The 13,910-nt window shown below is 66.2% G+C and carries 14 protein-coding genes and 1 tRNA gene; 5 read left to right on the top strand and 10 right to left on the bottom strand.

Annotation, left to right across the window (positions count from 1 at the left end):
- Positions 1–549 precede the first annotated feature (549 nt).
- Positions 550–1,347, bottom strand: coding sequence for a M15 family metallopeptidase (locus Mth01_RS27900; RefSeq protein ID WP_204018948.1), 798 nt, complete (start codon positions 1,345–1,347; stop codon positions 550–552).
- Positions 1,348–2,022: 675 nt separating this feature from the next.
- Here Mth01_RS27900 and Mth01_RS27895 point away from each other — a divergent pair.
- On the top strand, positions 2,023–3,204 hold the full coding sequence (locus Mth01_RS27895) for an ATP-binding protein (RefSeq protein WP_204018947.1): 1,182 nt from the start codon (positions 2,023–2,025) through the stop codon (positions 3,202–3,204).
- 132 nt (positions 3,205–3,336) lie between these two features.
- On the opposite strand, the gene Mth01_RS27890 is transcribed toward Mth01_RS27895, so the two are convergent.
- Together Mth01_RS27890 and Mth01_RS27885 are read right to left on the bottom strand one after the other, a co-directional pair.
- Complete coding sequence (locus Mth01_RS27890) at positions 3,337–4,251, bottom strand: MauE/DoxX family redox-associated membrane protein (protein WP_239090055.1); 915 nt, start codon at positions 4,249–4,251, stop codon at positions 3,337–3,339.
- A 3-nt stretch (positions 4,252–4,254) separates the two neighbouring features.
- On the bottom strand, positions 4,255–5,286 hold the full coding sequence (locus Mth01_RS27885) for a hypothetical protein (protein WP_204018946.1): 1,032 nt from the start codon (positions 5,284–5,286) through the stop codon (positions 4,255–4,257).
- A gap of 284 nt (positions 5,287–5,570) precedes the next feature.
- On the opposite strand from Mth01_RS27885, the gene Mth01_RS27880 reads away from it, so the two are divergent.
- Positions 5,571–6,065: a SigE family RNA polymerase sigma factor gene (locus Mth01_RS27880; RefSeq protein ID WP_204018945.1), complete on the top strand. Its 495-nt coding sequence runs from the start codon at positions 5,571–5,573 to the stop codon at positions 6,063–6,065.
- Positions 6,066–6,156: 91 nt separating this feature from the next.
- Here the strand turns inward: Mth01_RS27880 and Mth01_RS27875 are convergent, their stop codons facing one another.
- Together Mth01_RS27875 and Mth01_RS27870 are read right to left on the bottom strand one after the other, a co-directional pair.
- Positions 6,157–7,068: a thermonuclease family protein gene (locus tag Mth01_RS27875; protein ID WP_204018944.1), complete on the bottom strand. Its 912-nt coding sequence runs from the start codon at positions 7,066–7,068 to the stop codon at positions 6,157–6,159.
- Positions 7,069–7,267: 199 nt separating this feature from the next.
- On the bottom strand, positions 7,268–7,750 hold the full coding sequence (locus Mth01_RS27870; RefSeq protein ID WP_204018943.1) for a MarR family winged helix-turn-helix transcriptional regulator: 483 nt from the start codon (positions 7,748–7,750) through the stop codon (positions 7,268–7,270).
- Between the two features lie 98 nt (positions 7,751–7,848).
- Here Mth01_RS27870 and Mth01_RS27865 point away from each other — a divergent pair, with 98 nt between their 5' ends.
- The 3 genes from Mth01_RS27865 to Mth01_RS27855 all read left to right on the top strand — a co-directional run bounded on the left by Mth01_RS27865 (position 7,849) and on the right by Mth01_RS27855 (position 10,340).
- The gene (locus tag Mth01_RS27865) at positions 7,849–8,412 is read left to right on the top strand and encodes a YceI family protein (RefSeq protein WP_204018942.1); all 564 of its coding nucleotides are present in this window, start codon (positions 7,849–7,851) and stop codon (positions 8,410–8,412) included.
- Positions 8,413–8,699: 287 nt separating this feature from the next.
- Positions 8,700–8,789: transfer RNA gene (locus Mth01_RS27860), tRNA-Ser, on the top strand.
- 309 nt (positions 8,790–9,098) lie between these two features.
- Positions 9,099–10,340, top strand: coding sequence for a DNA sulfur modification protein DndB (locus tag Mth01_RS27855; RefSeq protein WP_204018941.1), 1,242 nt, complete (start codon positions 9,099–9,101; stop codon positions 10,338–10,340).
- A gap of 59 nt (positions 10,341–10,399) precedes the next feature.
- Here the strand turns inward: Mth01_RS27855 and Mth01_RS27850 are convergent, their stop codons facing one another.
- The 5 genes from Mth01_RS27850 to Mth01_RS27830 form a co-directional block, all read right to left on the bottom strand.
- Positions 10,400–11,215 carry an integrase gene (locus Mth01_RS27850; protein ID WP_204018940.1) on the bottom strand — a complete coding sequence of 272 codons (816 nt, stop codon included), beginning with the start codon at positions 11,213–11,215 and terminating at the stop codon, positions 10,400–10,402.
- Positions 11,215–12,057 (bottom strand): sigma-70 family RNA polymerase sigma factor, encoded by an 843-nt coding sequence (locus Mth01_RS27845; protein WP_204018939.1) that lies wholly within the window; start codon positions 12,055–12,057, stop codon positions 11,215–11,217. Before Mth01_RS27845 ends, Mth01_RS27850 begins: the two co-directional genes overlap by 1 nt.
- Before the next feature lie 153 nt (positions 12,058–12,210).
- Positions 12,211–12,492, bottom strand: a complete 282-nt coding sequence (locus tag Mth01_RS27840) for a hypothetical protein (RefSeq protein WP_204018938.1) — start codon at positions 12,490–12,492, stop codon at positions 12,211–12,213.
- The gene (locus tag Mth01_RS27835; protein WP_204018937.1) at positions 12,483–12,947 is read right to left on the bottom strand and encodes an ATP-binding protein; all 465 of its coding nucleotides are present in this window, start codon (positions 12,945–12,947) and stop codon (positions 12,483–12,485) included. Before Mth01_RS27835 ends, Mth01_RS27840 begins: the two co-directional genes overlap by 10 nt.
- Before the next feature lie 95 nt (positions 12,948–13,042).
- Positions 13,043–13,910: helix-turn-helix domain-containing protein (locus tag Mth01_RS27830; protein WP_204018936.1), on the bottom strand; the 868-nt coding region annotated here is incomplete at its 5' end.

The raw sequence follows: 13,910 nt of genomic DNA, 5'->3' as shown, positions 1-13,910 counted from the left end.
TCGCACCGGTTGCGCCGTCCGGGATAGGCACACCGACTTGACACCCTCATCTGATTTCTTGAGACATTCCTGGTCATTAAATCCGACAGATTGGGTGACGTTGTAATTCTTGCCCAAGAAAGGTGTGCATCACTATCTTGTCTGGCATTTCTGTAAATGGGGATGGGGGTTTTCGTGTGCCGTGGCTGGAAATATCGAAGGCCACCGGCGGAAGCTCACGATGTGAAGTCCGCCGACGGTCTTCAGGCTCGTGTTCGCCGAGCATGGTCCACTGGACATGGCCCCACGCGGCCGATCAGCAGACACGTCAGGTCGCGTACGTGCCCAACCGGGCTTCCGGCACCTTCTCGGCGATCAACACGGCCACCAACACCGTCATTGGCGGCCAGCAATGGGGCCTCCCATAGGGATGGCAGGTCCTGTTCTAGGTCCGGATGACGCCGCACCCCGGAGTCGGCGCGATGGTTCGGCGCTTCCGGCTGATAGTTTGATCGCTTCCTGGCCATTTCGCGGAAGATGGGAAAATATGCCGGATATCGGATCGGCGGCTCAGTGCCCCGACTTCGAGAAGTGCTGGTAGTCCTTGTAGCTGGACCAGTAGCCGCCCCAGCCCCAGCCGATCTCCTCGAACGCCCGCACCACCTTGTCGTCGGCGTGGATCACGCCGGGCTTCTTCGGTCTGTCGACGTACTCGTCGGCGTTCGAGTGGGCGTGCGAGCCGTCGGCGTACACGAAGGGATTCTCGAGCGGGTTGAGGTCGATCGCCCGGCCGTAGGCGTGCTCCGACCAGTTGCCCGAGCCGGTCGCGCTCCGGCAGTTGAAGGCCGAGGTGTTGCCCGCGTCGATGGAGTCGTAGTCGCTGCCCTTGTACGCGTCGACCAACTCCATCCGCCGGATCGGGTACCGCTGGTCGTAGAGCTTCCGGAAGACCGAGGCGACTTCCTCGGCGACGGCCGCGTTCACCACCATCTCGCCGGTGTGGGCCCGGTCGTCGAGGCCCCAGTAGGTCATGGTGATCTTCCGGAGCTCGTTCAGCGACACCGGGCAACTCGGCCGCCATGAGTGCGGTACCTCGTCCCGTGCGACCTTGGTGATCTTTGCCGAGAACTCGGGCGGCTCGGCCGCGGCCGACGGCGTCTCGTCCGGCGTCTCGTCCGGCGTCGCGGGCGGTGGCGAGGACGTCGGCGATGACGTCGGCGATGACGTCGGCGTTTGGTCCGGCGGGACGGTGACAACGGAAGAAACAGCGGCGGGTGAGGCCGTGGTGACAGAGGTCCTGGCGGTCGGTTCGGCGTCTCCCGCGGCACAGGCCGTCGCGGTGCAGGCCGTTACGCCCACGATGGTCATCGCGATCACCGCTGACCTGGGATTTCGTAAACAAGCCATAGAGGCACGCTACCTCTGCCCGCCTTTCCGACACCCCGCAACCCCCGCTCCCCTCTCGCGTGATCTTGCAGTTTCTCGCAGTCACCCCTCGCGGCCAGGGGATTCCTGTGCGTGATCTTGCAGAAACTCGCGAGTTGCCGCTGACCAGGCATGTCATCCACTGTGATCTTGCAGCGCGGCGCAGGGGTGCGCTTCGGGAGTGCTGGCGCGGCAGCGCCTGTCCGCGGTCGTCTCGGCCGACCCCGGTGTACGGCCCCCGGTGGTGGAGATCACCTGACGCGAGGCGGGGGTCGGAAGCCTGAGAGATCGCCTGACCTGGGAGTTCACCGACGAGATCGCTTAGGGATTTTCCCCAGAAAGCGTCGCGCGTGTGTTCGAGGACGCGCTACAGTCGTGGGCGACGGATCGAACAGGGGTTCGGTCCACGTTCTGACTGCGGAGGGGTGTTCCATGGCTGTGCCGACGGCTTGCGCACCCGCTCCCGACGTCCCGTCTCCCCGAATTCCCGCTGATTCGGCTCTCGCCCCCGGTGTTTCCGGACGGCGTGCTCCGCGCCGGTCGTCGCCCGCGACACGCCGTAGCGCTTTCTACGGAAATCTAGGGCGACCGCTATACGGCGTCATAAAGTCCGAGAGCGTGGACCCCGTGCGCAATCCCTACGCCCCCGGCGCGGGTCAGCGGCCTCCGGAGCTCGCGGGGCGCGACCGCGAGCTGCAGCAGTTCGAGATCGTGCTCGAACGGGTGGCCCGCGGCCGCCCGGAGCGGAGCATGGTGCTGACCGGCCTGCGCGGCGTCGGCAAGACCGTCCTGCTCAACACGTTCAAGTCCATGGCCATGCAGCGGCTGTGGGGCACCGGAAAGATCGAGGCCAGGCCGGACCAGTCGATCCGCCGCTCGATCGCCGCCGCGCTGCACATGGCCACGAGGGAACTCGCCCCCCGGCACCGGGCGCCCGAACGCATCGAGGAGTTCCTCGGCGTGCTCAAGGCGTTCGCGATGCGCGACCCGGCCGCGGCCAAGGGCACCTCCCACTGGTCGCCCGCCATCGACGTGCCCGCCTCTCGGGGCCGGGCCGACTCGGGTGACCTGGAGATCGATCTCACCGAGCTGTTCGTCGACGCCGCCGGCGTCGCGACCGATCTCGGCGTCGGCATCGCACTGTTCATCGACGAGATGCAGGACGTGCGGGCGCCGGACATCTCGGCCCTGTGCGCGGCCTGTCATGAGCTGTCCCAGATCGGTGGGCCACTGATCGTGGTCGGCGCCGGTCTGCCGCACCTGCCAAGTGTGCTGTCGGCCAGCAAGAGCTACTCGGAGCGGTTATTTCGATATGCCCGGATCGACCGGCTGGATCGGGACGCCGCGGATCTGGCGCTGATCGTCCCCGCCGCCCGCGAGGAGGTCGAGTTCACGCCTGACGCGCTCGACGCGCTCTACGAGGCGGCCGACGGATACCCCTACTTCGTCCAGGCGTACGGCAAAGTCGCCTGGGATCTCGCGCCACGCAGCCCGATCACGGCCGATGACATCAGGGTGTCGGCCCCGGAGGCGGAGGAGGAACTCGCCGTCGGCTTCTTCGGCAGCCGGTATGAGCGGGCGACCCCGGCCGAGCGTGACTACATGCATGCGATGGCCCAACTCGGTGATGATCCGGTGCCGACGGCCGACGTCGCGGTGTCGCTCGGCCGCAAGCCGTCCAGCCTGTCTCCGGCCCGGGACAGCCTCATCAAGAAGGGGCTGATCTACAGCGCGGAGCGTGGGCTGATCGGGTTCACCGTTCCCCACTTCGGGAGGTTCCTCCGTGCCCAGCCGATCTAGACCGGTCTCCTGATTCTCCTGGGGTCCCCATAGACCTCTCTACGGCTTTCTAGAGGGGAAGCTAGAGAGCCGTAGAGAGCTGAATTCCGGCACGTCCGGCGCCTCGATGCGGGAATCTATGCCTGTATAGCCTCAGACCGATACAGGCATAGATTCCCGCAGAGAGGGGAGCGGCTGATCGTCATCGGCGACGACGGTGGCCCGGATGGTCGGGCGGCGGCCGTCCAGATGGACGGCGAACACGACCTCGGCGTCGTCTCTCCCTGGAAAGACGAAGAACCGCCAGCACAGTTCACGCCAGGTGTCGGTGGGTTCGTCTGATTCCAGCATCCCGCTATGCGTCCGCCATGCCGTACTGGTCTTCAGGCGGGTCAGGGCCCGGGCGGGGGGCTGCGGACGCTGCTCGCACGGCAGGCGGTGACGCAGCCGGGCCACGGCCGCATCGATCTCGGGAGACAGGACGAGCAGCAGGACCACGAGGCCGCCCAGCCAGGCGCCCGCCGGAGCCACCGGGGCTCCTGATGACAGAGCCGACATCGCATCGGTCCAGGTGACGTGCTCCAGCGCGACGATGACCGCCATCGCCGTCAGGGTCGTGGTCCGCCCGATCGACCGAAGTCCGATCGGTGCCGAACTGACCTCTCCGAAGCAGCCGCATCCGACATCGGGCCGGCGACGGCGCAGATCCAGCAGGACGTACGTCGCGACCGCGAAGAACGCCACCGACGGCCAGCGCGCGGCGGGGTGATCGACGAACACCAGTCCGGCGGCGAACACGAACTCGGCCACCGCGCAGAGGACCGTCATCGGGGTCGCGAACCGCTCCGGCACGAGCGCCGCCGGCCCGAGGCGGCTCAGTGAGCCCGGAGCGACCTCGGCCGACCCCTCTCGATGACGGGCGATCATGGCCAGTTTGGCGACACCGCCCAGGGCCAGCACCACCACCAGGATCGGCAGGGCGGCCGTCGCGACGACCTCAAGGCCCGCAAGCCCGGAAAGCGTTGGAAGCCCGGAAAGCGTTGGAAGCCTGGAAAGCGTTGGAAGCACCGTTCACCCCAATCCGACGCGGGCGTTGAAACAGCCCTTGGTCAAGTCACCACCGAGTTCGACGTACGCCGCGGGGGACAACTCCACGAGCCTCCCGCGCGGCGAGGTGCCGCATTCCAGGCATCGGTCGCAGAACCGCCCGGCCACGCACCCGCAGTCCACGATGGGCAGCACACCTGACCGGCCGTCGCACACGTTGCGCACCTCGAGCATGGAACCGAGCGCGAGGTACGGCAGGCCGGAGCAGGAGCGACCGACGTCGTCGCAGCCGGCGTCGTCCGCCTCCAGCATCGGATAGGCCACGCCGTACTCATCGAGGTCGGCCCACACGGCAGTGCCGGAGATCTTCGACTGCGCCCCGCCGTACATCGCGGACGGCGGCGGCACGGCTCGCGCACGGTAAGGCGGCTGCGAGGTCGCCGGCAGATGTGCCAGCGCGGTGCCGTCGTCCAGCACGCCGATCGCGTCGAAGAGGTAGCCGGGCGCGAGCTGCGGATGCCGCACCCGGATCCTGCTGGAGAAGCGGTAGGGGACCACGATCGAGCGCGTTCTCCGATGCGCGCCGCCATCGAGCTCGATCGTGAGGTCCCGGCTGCCGCGTACGTCACGGATGATCCCGGTGATTCGGGTGATGTCAGCCCAGATCCGCTCGGCGACCGTGCCGGATCGCAGCGCCCGGATGACGACCCGGGCCCCGACGGGCAGATCGGCGGGCGGCACCGGCGCCCCCCGCCACGCGGTCGCCCAGGGAGCGACGACCAGCCGCCGTTCCTCCCCCGCGTCGTCCTCAAGGATGATCAGGTGCGGGCTGATGTCGAGGATGCGTCCGCTGACCGCGAGGAGCCGTACATCGCTTCCCGCGCCGGGACTCCCGGCTGCCCCCTCCCCGGTGCTCTCATTTCCGGCGTCACCGTCCCGCTTGTCCGGTCCGTCCCGTCTGTCGAGCCCTTCGAGCTTTGGGGCCGGAGGTCGGAGGTCGCGGCCCAGCACGGCCGCTGCCAGCATTCGTCTTCGCTCCACGTCCCGGTACGGCATCGCCCCTCCTGTTTCTACCTTCACATGCCGCCCGATCCGGCACGGATGGATCCATCGGTGAGAAACAGTCGGGGGAGAAACATTCCTCCTCCCGGTGCAACGTGTTATCTCCCGCTTCGGGGCAAAATCCGTCCGCGGCCCGGCCGCGTCGCCGAGGATCCCACCGCCGAGCTTGTGTGATTTTTGCCGATGGCGGTGCGAAACCAGGATCACGGTTCAGCCGGATCCCGGGGCGAGGCTGCGATTCTGGCACGACACGCCCTCCAGGCCAGGCTGGTGATCGCATGATCGTGGAGCACGAGGAGTTCCGTACGTACGTCCTGTCCCGTGGGACGGCTCTGCTGCGTGTCGCCAACCAGCTCACGGGGAACCCCTGCGACGCAGAGGACCTGCTGCAGTCCGCCCTGACGAAGACATATCTGGCCTGGGACCGGATCAAGGACCGGTCGTCCCTCGACGGCTACGTGCGACGGACCATGGTGAACATCAACATCTCCTGGTGGCGGCGGCGCAAGTTTGAGGAGTTCCCCTCGGAGGAGCTTCCCGAGGCGCCGCCCCAGCACGACCCGCGGCATTGGCACGACGAACTGGAGCAGGCGCTCGACCGGCTCCCCGCCCGGCAGCGGACCGCCATCGTGCTGCGCTACTACGAGGACATGACCGAGCCCGAGATCGCCAGAACGCTCGGGATCAGCGTGGGCACGGTCAAGAGCACGGTCTCCCGGGGGATGGCCAAGCTCCGCGGCGACCTGGTGGTGTCGGCCACCGAGCCCCGGTGAACCGGGCCCGCCATCCCTCGCTTCAGGCGGTCGAAACCCGCGGTGTCTGCGATGTCCGGCTTCCACGGTTTTCGGCTTCCGCGGTCGAGCGTCACCGTTCGCAGACGATGCCGTCGCCGTCCCTGTCGATGTACCAGTCGTACTCGGGGTCGATCCCGCGCCGGTAGGGGCCGTAGTTGTGCTGGATCGCCTCTTCGCAGGTCCCGAACCGTGGGTCATCGCCGGTTCCGTCCGGCTGCGGGTTCGGCGTGGCCTCGGGGGTCGGCGTGGCCTCGGGGGCCGGCGACTGGCCGGTCGTCGGAGGCGGGGTCCGCAGGTCGCCGGTGCCGGTCTCCGGCAGCGGGGACAGCTCCGGGAATTCGTACACCTCGGGCGAGGGGCCCGTCGGCTCGACCGGTGACACGGCGAGGCCGCTCTGGTCCTGGTCGGTGCCCGGCGGGATCTCCATCGAATAGCGCCTGTCGTAGGTGTCGGGCGCCAGGCAGATCCCCGACCAGATCCTCAGGCGATCGGCCTGGGCCCGCATCTGCTCGGCATCCTGCCACGCCGTGTACCGGTGCACGGGGTAGCTCCCCGCGATGTAGTCTGCCGCGATCTGCGCGTAACCGTTCCTGACCAGGTCCCCATTCACGAAGACACCCTTGGGCGACCAGGCGTAGAGGAGGTAGGCGCCGTCCTGGACCTCCAGCTTCGGCTCAAGCTGAAGGTACGCCGGCCGGCCGGCGGGGAGCAGTTCGGACAGGCGGGCGAACGCCTCCTCGAACCAGCAGACGCCCGGATCGGGCGCGTCGGCATCCCTCAGCCGGACGCGTACGGTCGCGCCCTTCGAGGTGGTGACCTCGAAGTGGTCTCCGTCGATGACCTTCTTCACGGTCACCTCGACCGCGTCCTTGGGCACGCTCTTCGGCCGGGTGCCGGCCGTCGCGGGGCTCGCGGTGGCGAGGGGAACCGCGATGGCGACAGAGGCGAGTACGGCGGACGCGGTGCGTGGGGGGAAACGCACGGGCTGACTCCAGAAGTTTGATGGGGGACGGCGAGTCGCCGGTGGGGCGCGACTCGGTGCTTGACTGCGGCGGGCGCCTGCGGCTTACGCAGTCCATCAGAAATCCATGATTTTCGCCAGCACGACGCACCCTTCCGTTGTCCCTTTCTTTCGACAATTCGGGATCGTCCCGTACGGGCGCCGCCTCCAGGCGTGCGGATCAACTCGCGGGCGTCCTGCGCGGCACGCCTGCGGTGGCGCAGGGCCGTACGACATCACGGATCACGCGCAGCGCCTCCAGGAACCGGTCGAGTTGGTCCGGGGAGAGCAGCCCGGTGAACCAGGTCTCGATGTCCTTGAGGTGCTGGGGGAGCACCTGCCGCAGGCGTGCCGCGCCGGCTTCGGTCAAGGCGGCGTACGAGGCACGGCGGTCGCTGGCGCACGGGTGCCGGGCCACCAGGCCTTCGCGTTCGAGGCGGTCGACCACGCGGGTGATGCCGCTGGTGGACAGGGACGTCTGTGCGGCGAGGTCGCTCATCCGCAGCCGCTGCTCCGGGGATCGGGACAGCCGGATGAGGGTCTCGAAGTCGACCTCGGAGATGCCCGCTTCGGCGAAGGTGGGGTTCGTCTTGCCGGTCAGCCCGGTGAACACCTCCGCCAGCAGGCCCATCGCCGTGAGGCGTGGGTCATCGAAAGGGTCCATGGTCGAAGTCTACGACAGATAGTTGACATGCGGAATAGTTCTCCTGTAGATAGTTGTAATAGAAGACATCCGCGCCGCAACTACCTTGGAGGGCAGCAATGAGTGTTCGTGAGTGGGAGGGCGTCAAGATCCCCACGCCTGGTGAGTTCGGACTCGACCTTGCCCACACGCGAGTCGGCTTCGTCGTCAAGCACATGATGGTCAGCAAGGTCCGCGGCCACTTCTGCGAGTTCGACGGCAAGATCGTGATCGCGGAGGACCCGCTGGAGTCGACCGTCGAGGCCGTGCTCAAGACCGGCACCATCGAGACCGGCGTCGCCGACCGTGACGCGCATCTGCGGAGCGACGACTTCCTCTCGGCTGACAAGTTCCCTGAGCTCACCTTCCGCGGCACCCGGATCACGGACCACTCCGGCGATGAGTTCACCCTTGTCGGCGACCTCACCATTCGCGACGTGACCAAGGAAGCCGAGCTCAAGGTCGAGTTCAACGGGGCCGCCACCAACCCCTGGGGTCAGGAGATCTTCGGCTTCTCCGCCGAGACCGAGATCGACCGCGAGGAGTTCGGCCTGACCTGGAACCAGGCCCTGGAGGCCGGCGGCGTCCTGGTCGGCAAGAAGGTCAAGATCGAGATCGAGGGCGAGGCCATCCGCAAGGCCTGAGCCGATCTCTGCCCGTCGGGTCGAGATCGATATGGTCCCGGCGAGAGCCACAGGACCGCCGCGCTGCATCCACAGCCTGACCGCAGCCCTTGTCCACAGCTTGTGGATAAGGGCTGTGCATGGAGCTGGGGACAACCGTGTGTCGGTGGACGGGGCATGCACTGCCTGCGCATATCGTCTGAGTGAGTGACTCACGAGGCGTGCCGGACAGACCGGCGAACCCGGTCGCGATTCCGCTTTGCCGCGTTGCGCGATCGCCGGTACGCTGTCCTGAGCAACTCCAACGGGGAGGCTTCGCCTAGTCAGGTCTATGGCGCCGCACTGCTAATGCGGTTTGGGTTTACCGCCCATCCGGGGTTCAAATCCCCGAGCCTCCGCAGATCAAAGCCCCTCTCGCTCTTGAGGCGAGGGGGGCTTTGTCGATCTATAGAAGGCGCGTAGTTGCAGTTCTAACTCCGCGAACTGTCTAGGGGGCTATGCGGAAGACGATAGACCAGCTTGATGCAGTTTGTCTAGGGGGGTGGACGGCCAACGCTGTTCGAGTCGAGGGGTGATTGGGTGGAGGGACACTTTAGTACCCATATGGGAATTTAAAGAATAAAAGGGGCGCTTTAGAAATTATCTGCGCGCTTTGCTTCTTGATGTGAGAGGGTTCGCTTAGATCTGAAGAGATAGGAGCTACTTAGGTGGATCTGAACCCCGTGGACATCACCGGCGTTACAGGGCCTGAACGCTACGACAAGTACGTGGCCGTCCGTAGTGCGCAGGGAGAACGCACGCTGTACACGATCCAAGTGCGACTTGCTGATGTTCCGCTCGTGCTGCCGATCCCTGATCCGGAGCAGCCCACCCCTGGCAACCGCCGAGTGAGCCTTCCTCACGCGAAGAAGTTTGGCGAATACGTCCGCGACAAGACGGATTGGGTGGCTCCCCCGCTGCTTGCCCGGGACGATGGCCGCTGCACCTTCAGGGAGCAGCAAGTTATTGATGGGCATATGGCGATCGGGATCCTCGAGGTTCCCTGGGCTGCTAGCGCATCGCGGACCCTCAAAATCATCGATGGACAGCATCGAGCCCTCGGCATCTCTCTCCAAATTGAGGAAATTGCACGCGCAACGTCTCGATTAGAAGATGACCTTCTGAGGGCCAAAGACGAGGCGAAGAAGGATCAGCTCCGCCGGCAACTGGAGGAGTTGGAGGCTCGACGTGGAAGACTTCAGAATGAGCACTTCACAGTACAAATATATGTGGAGTCCGAGCCTGAGCGCTACGAGCAGATGTTCTACGACGTGGCGGACAATGCTCTAGGGATCAACCAGGCTGTCAAGGTCAGGTTCGATTCCCGCAAGGTGCTCAACCGAACTCTCTACGAGACAACAAAGCATGCATTGCTAAACGGTCGAGTGGACGAGGAGCAAGACCGGCTGGGCGGGAGCAATCCGAACCTGGTTGGCGCTAAGCACGTGATCGACTTTGTTCGGACCGTTAACGTTGGCGTTAATGGACGAATAGGAAGGAAGCGAGAAGCGGAGCTTGACGAGGCAAGTTTGATCGAGGCGGCGAATGAATACTTCGACTGCCTGATCAGCGGGTTCCCTATTCTAGAGGATCTAATAGAAGGAAAGATTACCGCTCCTGAGCTTCGGGCAAGTAGTCTCCTCGGCTCCATTACCATCCTTCGCGTCTTGGCAGGCGTGTTCCATGAGCTTCGGGAAAACGACTGTACAAGTGATGAGGTCGCAGACTTCTTTGCCCGCCTCGCGCCGCATATGACTGCCCCCGTGACGGAGAGCAGTCTGTGGCGCACCACGGCAGCTAAGCAGGACTTCTCTGAGCGGGCGTTGGGGCCTCATGCACGATCAGCTAACCTCAAGCATCTTACGGAGGAGATCACTCGTTGGTTCTCGAACCCTCCGGACGGGCTTTAATCACTGAGTTCAGGCGCGAGACCTTGTAGAAGATCAGCAATCACTCCCATTATCGCGTTTTAGTGGCAATAAGCGAGGGTCGCGTCATCGAAGGGTTTGCCGCGTGGCCAGCGTTCGCCCTCGGGGTCGGAGTGCTCGGCGTCGCGGACGCGGCGGATCAGCTCGGCGGGGCTGTCCTGGTTGAGGATGTCGAGGACGTCGTGCCAGGTGGCGAGGTGGAAGCAGTCGACGAGGCGGGACGCGCCGTCGCTGAGGAGTGCCGCAGCGCGGACCTTGTCGGCGGGAACGGTGCCGGTGAGCGCCTGGTCTGCGGCCAGGGGATCGGTTGAGGCGACCCAGAAACCGCCGTCCCGGTTGCGATACTCGCCCAGCTCCTTCACATGCTCGCGCAGCGCTTGAGCATGCTCGGGCGCACTCACAGGAAGCGCGCGGAGCCGTACGCGGGTGGGCGTGGCGATGTGGTCCAACCGGTCATCGCAGATCACCATCGGCTCTGCCGTACCGGTGTCGAGGATGAGCACCGAGTCGCTGAGGACCAGCCAGTCCAGGCGGTCGGCCATCCGGCGGAGCATGACGACCGTGGAGGACGGGGAGTCGCCGCGCGACAGGTCGCAGGTGAAGTCGTGCAGCGAGGTGACGTGCTTGATGCCCTGGGCCAGGAGTTCGGCCAGGGGAGCGGTGCTTTGGGTCAGTTCGGCCAGCAGGGTTGAGCCGAGGGTGTGGGAGTACCAGCGCACGGTGTGGGAGCAGGACGAGGTGATCCCGGCGGGGGCGGTGGCGCCGTCGAGGAGGACGACTGCGTCGGCTGTCGCGCCGATGAAGTCTTCGTTGTCGTGGCCGGGGTGGGCGGGTTCGGTGGCGAAGGTGACGCGCATCAGGTGTCCTCGTGCCGGTAGAGCGGACTGGCCAGTTCCGCCCGCACAGGTTCCCCGCTTTGCGGCTCGTATTCGACGCTGACCACGCAGGAGAACCGCTGATCGCCGACTTGCCCCCACAGGGTGGCGATCTCGTTGGCGAGCAGGTGGATAACGCCGAGGGAGCCGTTGGGGTGGATGCCGGCGATGGCCAGGAACGAGCCTTTGCCGTCCGGGCGGGGTAGGCGTCCGAGGAACGCTGAGTCGGTCGGTTGCTGCGGGTCGAGTTGGGAGCCGGAACGGTGCACTTGGCCGGTTCGGGTGTCGCGGAGTAGCCAGCCCTTGTCGTCGCGGTCCCAGCGGATCGCGGGATCGCTGTCGTAGGCCTGGCGCATGGCGTCGGACATGCGGGGGCCGCAGATGACGAGCAGGCCGGGCCGGTTGAGATCGACATGCCCGTCAACGGTCACGTTGTCGGTGCCGACGTTCAGGCCGAAGGTCCGGGCGAGGTCTTCCAGGCGCTTGCCGGCCCGCATGTCGTCCAGCGCTACGACGGAGCGGCCGGTTGCCGGGTCCTGCCGTAGCGGGGTGATGACGGTGACCGATCCGACGCCGAGGAACGCGCCTTCGGGTGCTGGGCCGGTGTGGCGGATCTGATGGATGCGCCCCCGTGACAGGCCGGCCTTTTCGGCGATCTGCGCGTACGACATGCCCTGGGCGTGGAGTTCTTGGATGACCCGGCGGCGCAGGCGGGCGAGTTCGGTGACTTCTTGCTGTGCGGCGTTGAGGCGTTCGGTTGCGGCCCTGAGTAGCAGATAGGGGTCGTCGATCGCGGCGATGCGCTCAAGGTCGCTGGGTGGCACGGTTCCTCCTTGCTGGTGCTCTGCCGAGTCTAGGGCTCTAGACGAAATGTCGTCTATCCCTCTGGACAGAACGGCTTGGAGGGGTTTGCCGGTTTTTGAGTCCACGGCCCGGATCGCTGAGCGCCGGTTGGGGACTCCGCGCGGGCTCACCGGTCACCGTGCCATGCCCGACAGTACCGCCGCCCACATCTCGTAGGTCTGCGGGATGGTCCAGCGGTGGGTCTCGTGGACCTCGGGGGAGCCCTCCCGCTGGAGGGTACGGCGGATGAAGCCCTGACCGCCCGCCGTGCACAGCCCGTAGACGGTCGCCCGGCAGTCGCAGGTCCAGGCCTTCACCCGGACCCGCTCACCGGTACGCGGTTCCAGCCAGGTCAGGCGCTCATGCCCCGCTTGGGCAAGCGGAACGTGCGGGCTCAGGCAGCGATTCAGCGGCATGACGCCACCCCCAGCATGGCGGTGACCGGGGCAGTCGCCGGGGCTGCCAGTGTCGGGGTGACCTTGAGTAGCGCCCAGACGGTACGGCCCGCCACGTCACCGGACACGCCCCAGGAGTCGGCCAGGCAGGACACCAGCAGCAACCCGCGCCCGCTCTCGTCGTCATGCTCGTCGAGGTGCGCGCAGTCGTGCATGACGGCCGGGACGTGAGGGCCGCCCTGGTCGACGACGCCGAGCCAGACCCGGTCGGGCTCGGCCTGGATGCTGACGGCGAAGCGCCCCCCGAACCGGCCGGAGGCGCTGTGCCTTATCGCGTTGGTGGAAAGCTCACTCACGATCAATTCGGCGGTCGGCACGATGGGCCAGCCTCCGAGGAATACGGTGACGAAGCGGCGGGCTTCGGTGACCGAGGCCGGTCGGCCGAGGAAGTAGCGGGACATCCGCCAGGAGGGCATGAGACACGCTCCGTTGTCTAGGGGCCTATACAACGTGTGTCCGCAGCATATGACCACACTAGAAGGAACTCAAGGAATACCGCGTATAAATACGCCTACTCGCCGAGTTGGTGTTCCAACGCTCGCAGGTCCGCCCCGATCTCCCCCAGCAGCTCCCGCAACGCATCCCCGTACACCGCAGCCCCGGCGAACGCCTCGAAGACCTCTTCATGCGCGCCGATCTCGCCTTGATCGGTCAGCGTGAGATCACCCGTCAAGCTCTCCACCACGCTCACCGACCCGTCATAGATCGTGAAGCCATGCAGCGGAAAGGCCGGCGCTTCGACCTTCCACGGGACGACGCCGAGACGGACATGCGGCAACGTGGACACTTGGGCCAACCGATCGAGCTGCGCCACCATCAACGACGGCGACCCCGGCCAGGTACGAACCGCACCCTCGGTCAGCACGAATGCGAACCGCCGACTCTCCTCGAACAGTACGGCCTGAGCCTCCACTCGCACTGCCGCCGCCTTAGCCGCATCCTCCGTATCCACATCCCGGCCGATCGTCAGCGCAAACCGCGCATACTCCGCCGTCTGCAACAGAGCCGGGATCATCGCCGAAGAGAACACCGCCACCCAGCGAGACGAGCGCACACGTGCGGCATTCGCAGCCTCACGACCGGAAAGCCCACCCCGAAGCCGCGACACCTCATCCCGCAGCCGCACGAGCAGCGTGTCCAACTCACGCCGGGCCTCCTCGTCGAGCTGGAGAGCCGCGGCCACCCGCTCAACCGTCTCCGGCGTCGGCAACAGCCGCCCCGTCTCCATCCGCGAAATCGTCGGCTGCGCCACCCCGGCCCGCTCCGCCAGCTCCTTACCCGTGAGTCCCGCATCCTTGCGCAGCTGCCGAAGCAGCTCACCCAGTTCCCGCAACCGGTCTCGCCGTTCCTTCACACAGAGGGTTGTATCACCTTGACCT

Source organism: Sphaerimonospora thailandensis (assembly GCF_016863115.1).
GTDB lineage: Bacteria > Actinomycetota > Actinomycetes > Streptosporangiales > Streptosporangiaceae > Sphaerimonospora > Sphaerimonospora cavernae.
Note: the sequence above shows the minus strand (reverse complement) of the source record. Positions and strands in the feature narration are given on the sequence as shown.

What these genes read in the sequence shown, in the direction of transcription:
- Mth01_RS27870 (WP_204018943.1), bottom strand. Translation starts at nt 7,750, where the DNA reads ATGGACCCTTTCGATGACCCACGCCTCACGGCGATGGGCCTGCTGGCG.
- Mth01_RS27835 (WP_204018937.1), bottom strand. Translation starts at nt 12,947, where the DNA reads ATGCCCTCCTGGCGGATGTCCCGCTACTTCCTCGGCCGACCGGCCTCG.
- Mth01_RS27840 (WP_204018938.1), bottom strand. Translation starts at nt 12,492, where the DNA reads ATGCCGCTGAATCGCTGCCTGAGCCCGCACGTTCCGCTTGCCCAAGCG.
- Mth01_RS27880 (WP_204018945.1), top strand. Translation starts at nt 5,571, where the DNA reads ATGATCGTGGAGCACGAGGAGTTCCGTACGTACGTCCTGTCCCGTGGG.
- Mth01_RS27850 (WP_204018940.1), bottom strand. Translation starts at nt 11,215, where the DNA reads ATGCGCGTCACCTTCGCCACCGAACCCGCCCACCCCGGCCACGACAAC.
- Mth01_RS27865 (WP_204018942.1), top strand. Translation starts at nt 7,849, where the DNA reads ATGAGTGTTCGTGAGTGGGAGGGCGTCAAGATCCCCACGCCTGGTGAG.
- Mth01_RS27885 (WP_204018946.1), bottom strand. Translation starts at nt 5,286, where the DNA reads ATGCCGTACCGGGACGTGGAGCGAAGACGAATGCTGGCAGCGGCCGTG.
- Mth01_RS27900 (WP_204018948.1), bottom strand. Translation starts at nt 1,347, where the DNA reads ATGACCATCGTGGGCGTAACGGCCTGCACCGCGACGGCCTGTGCCGCG.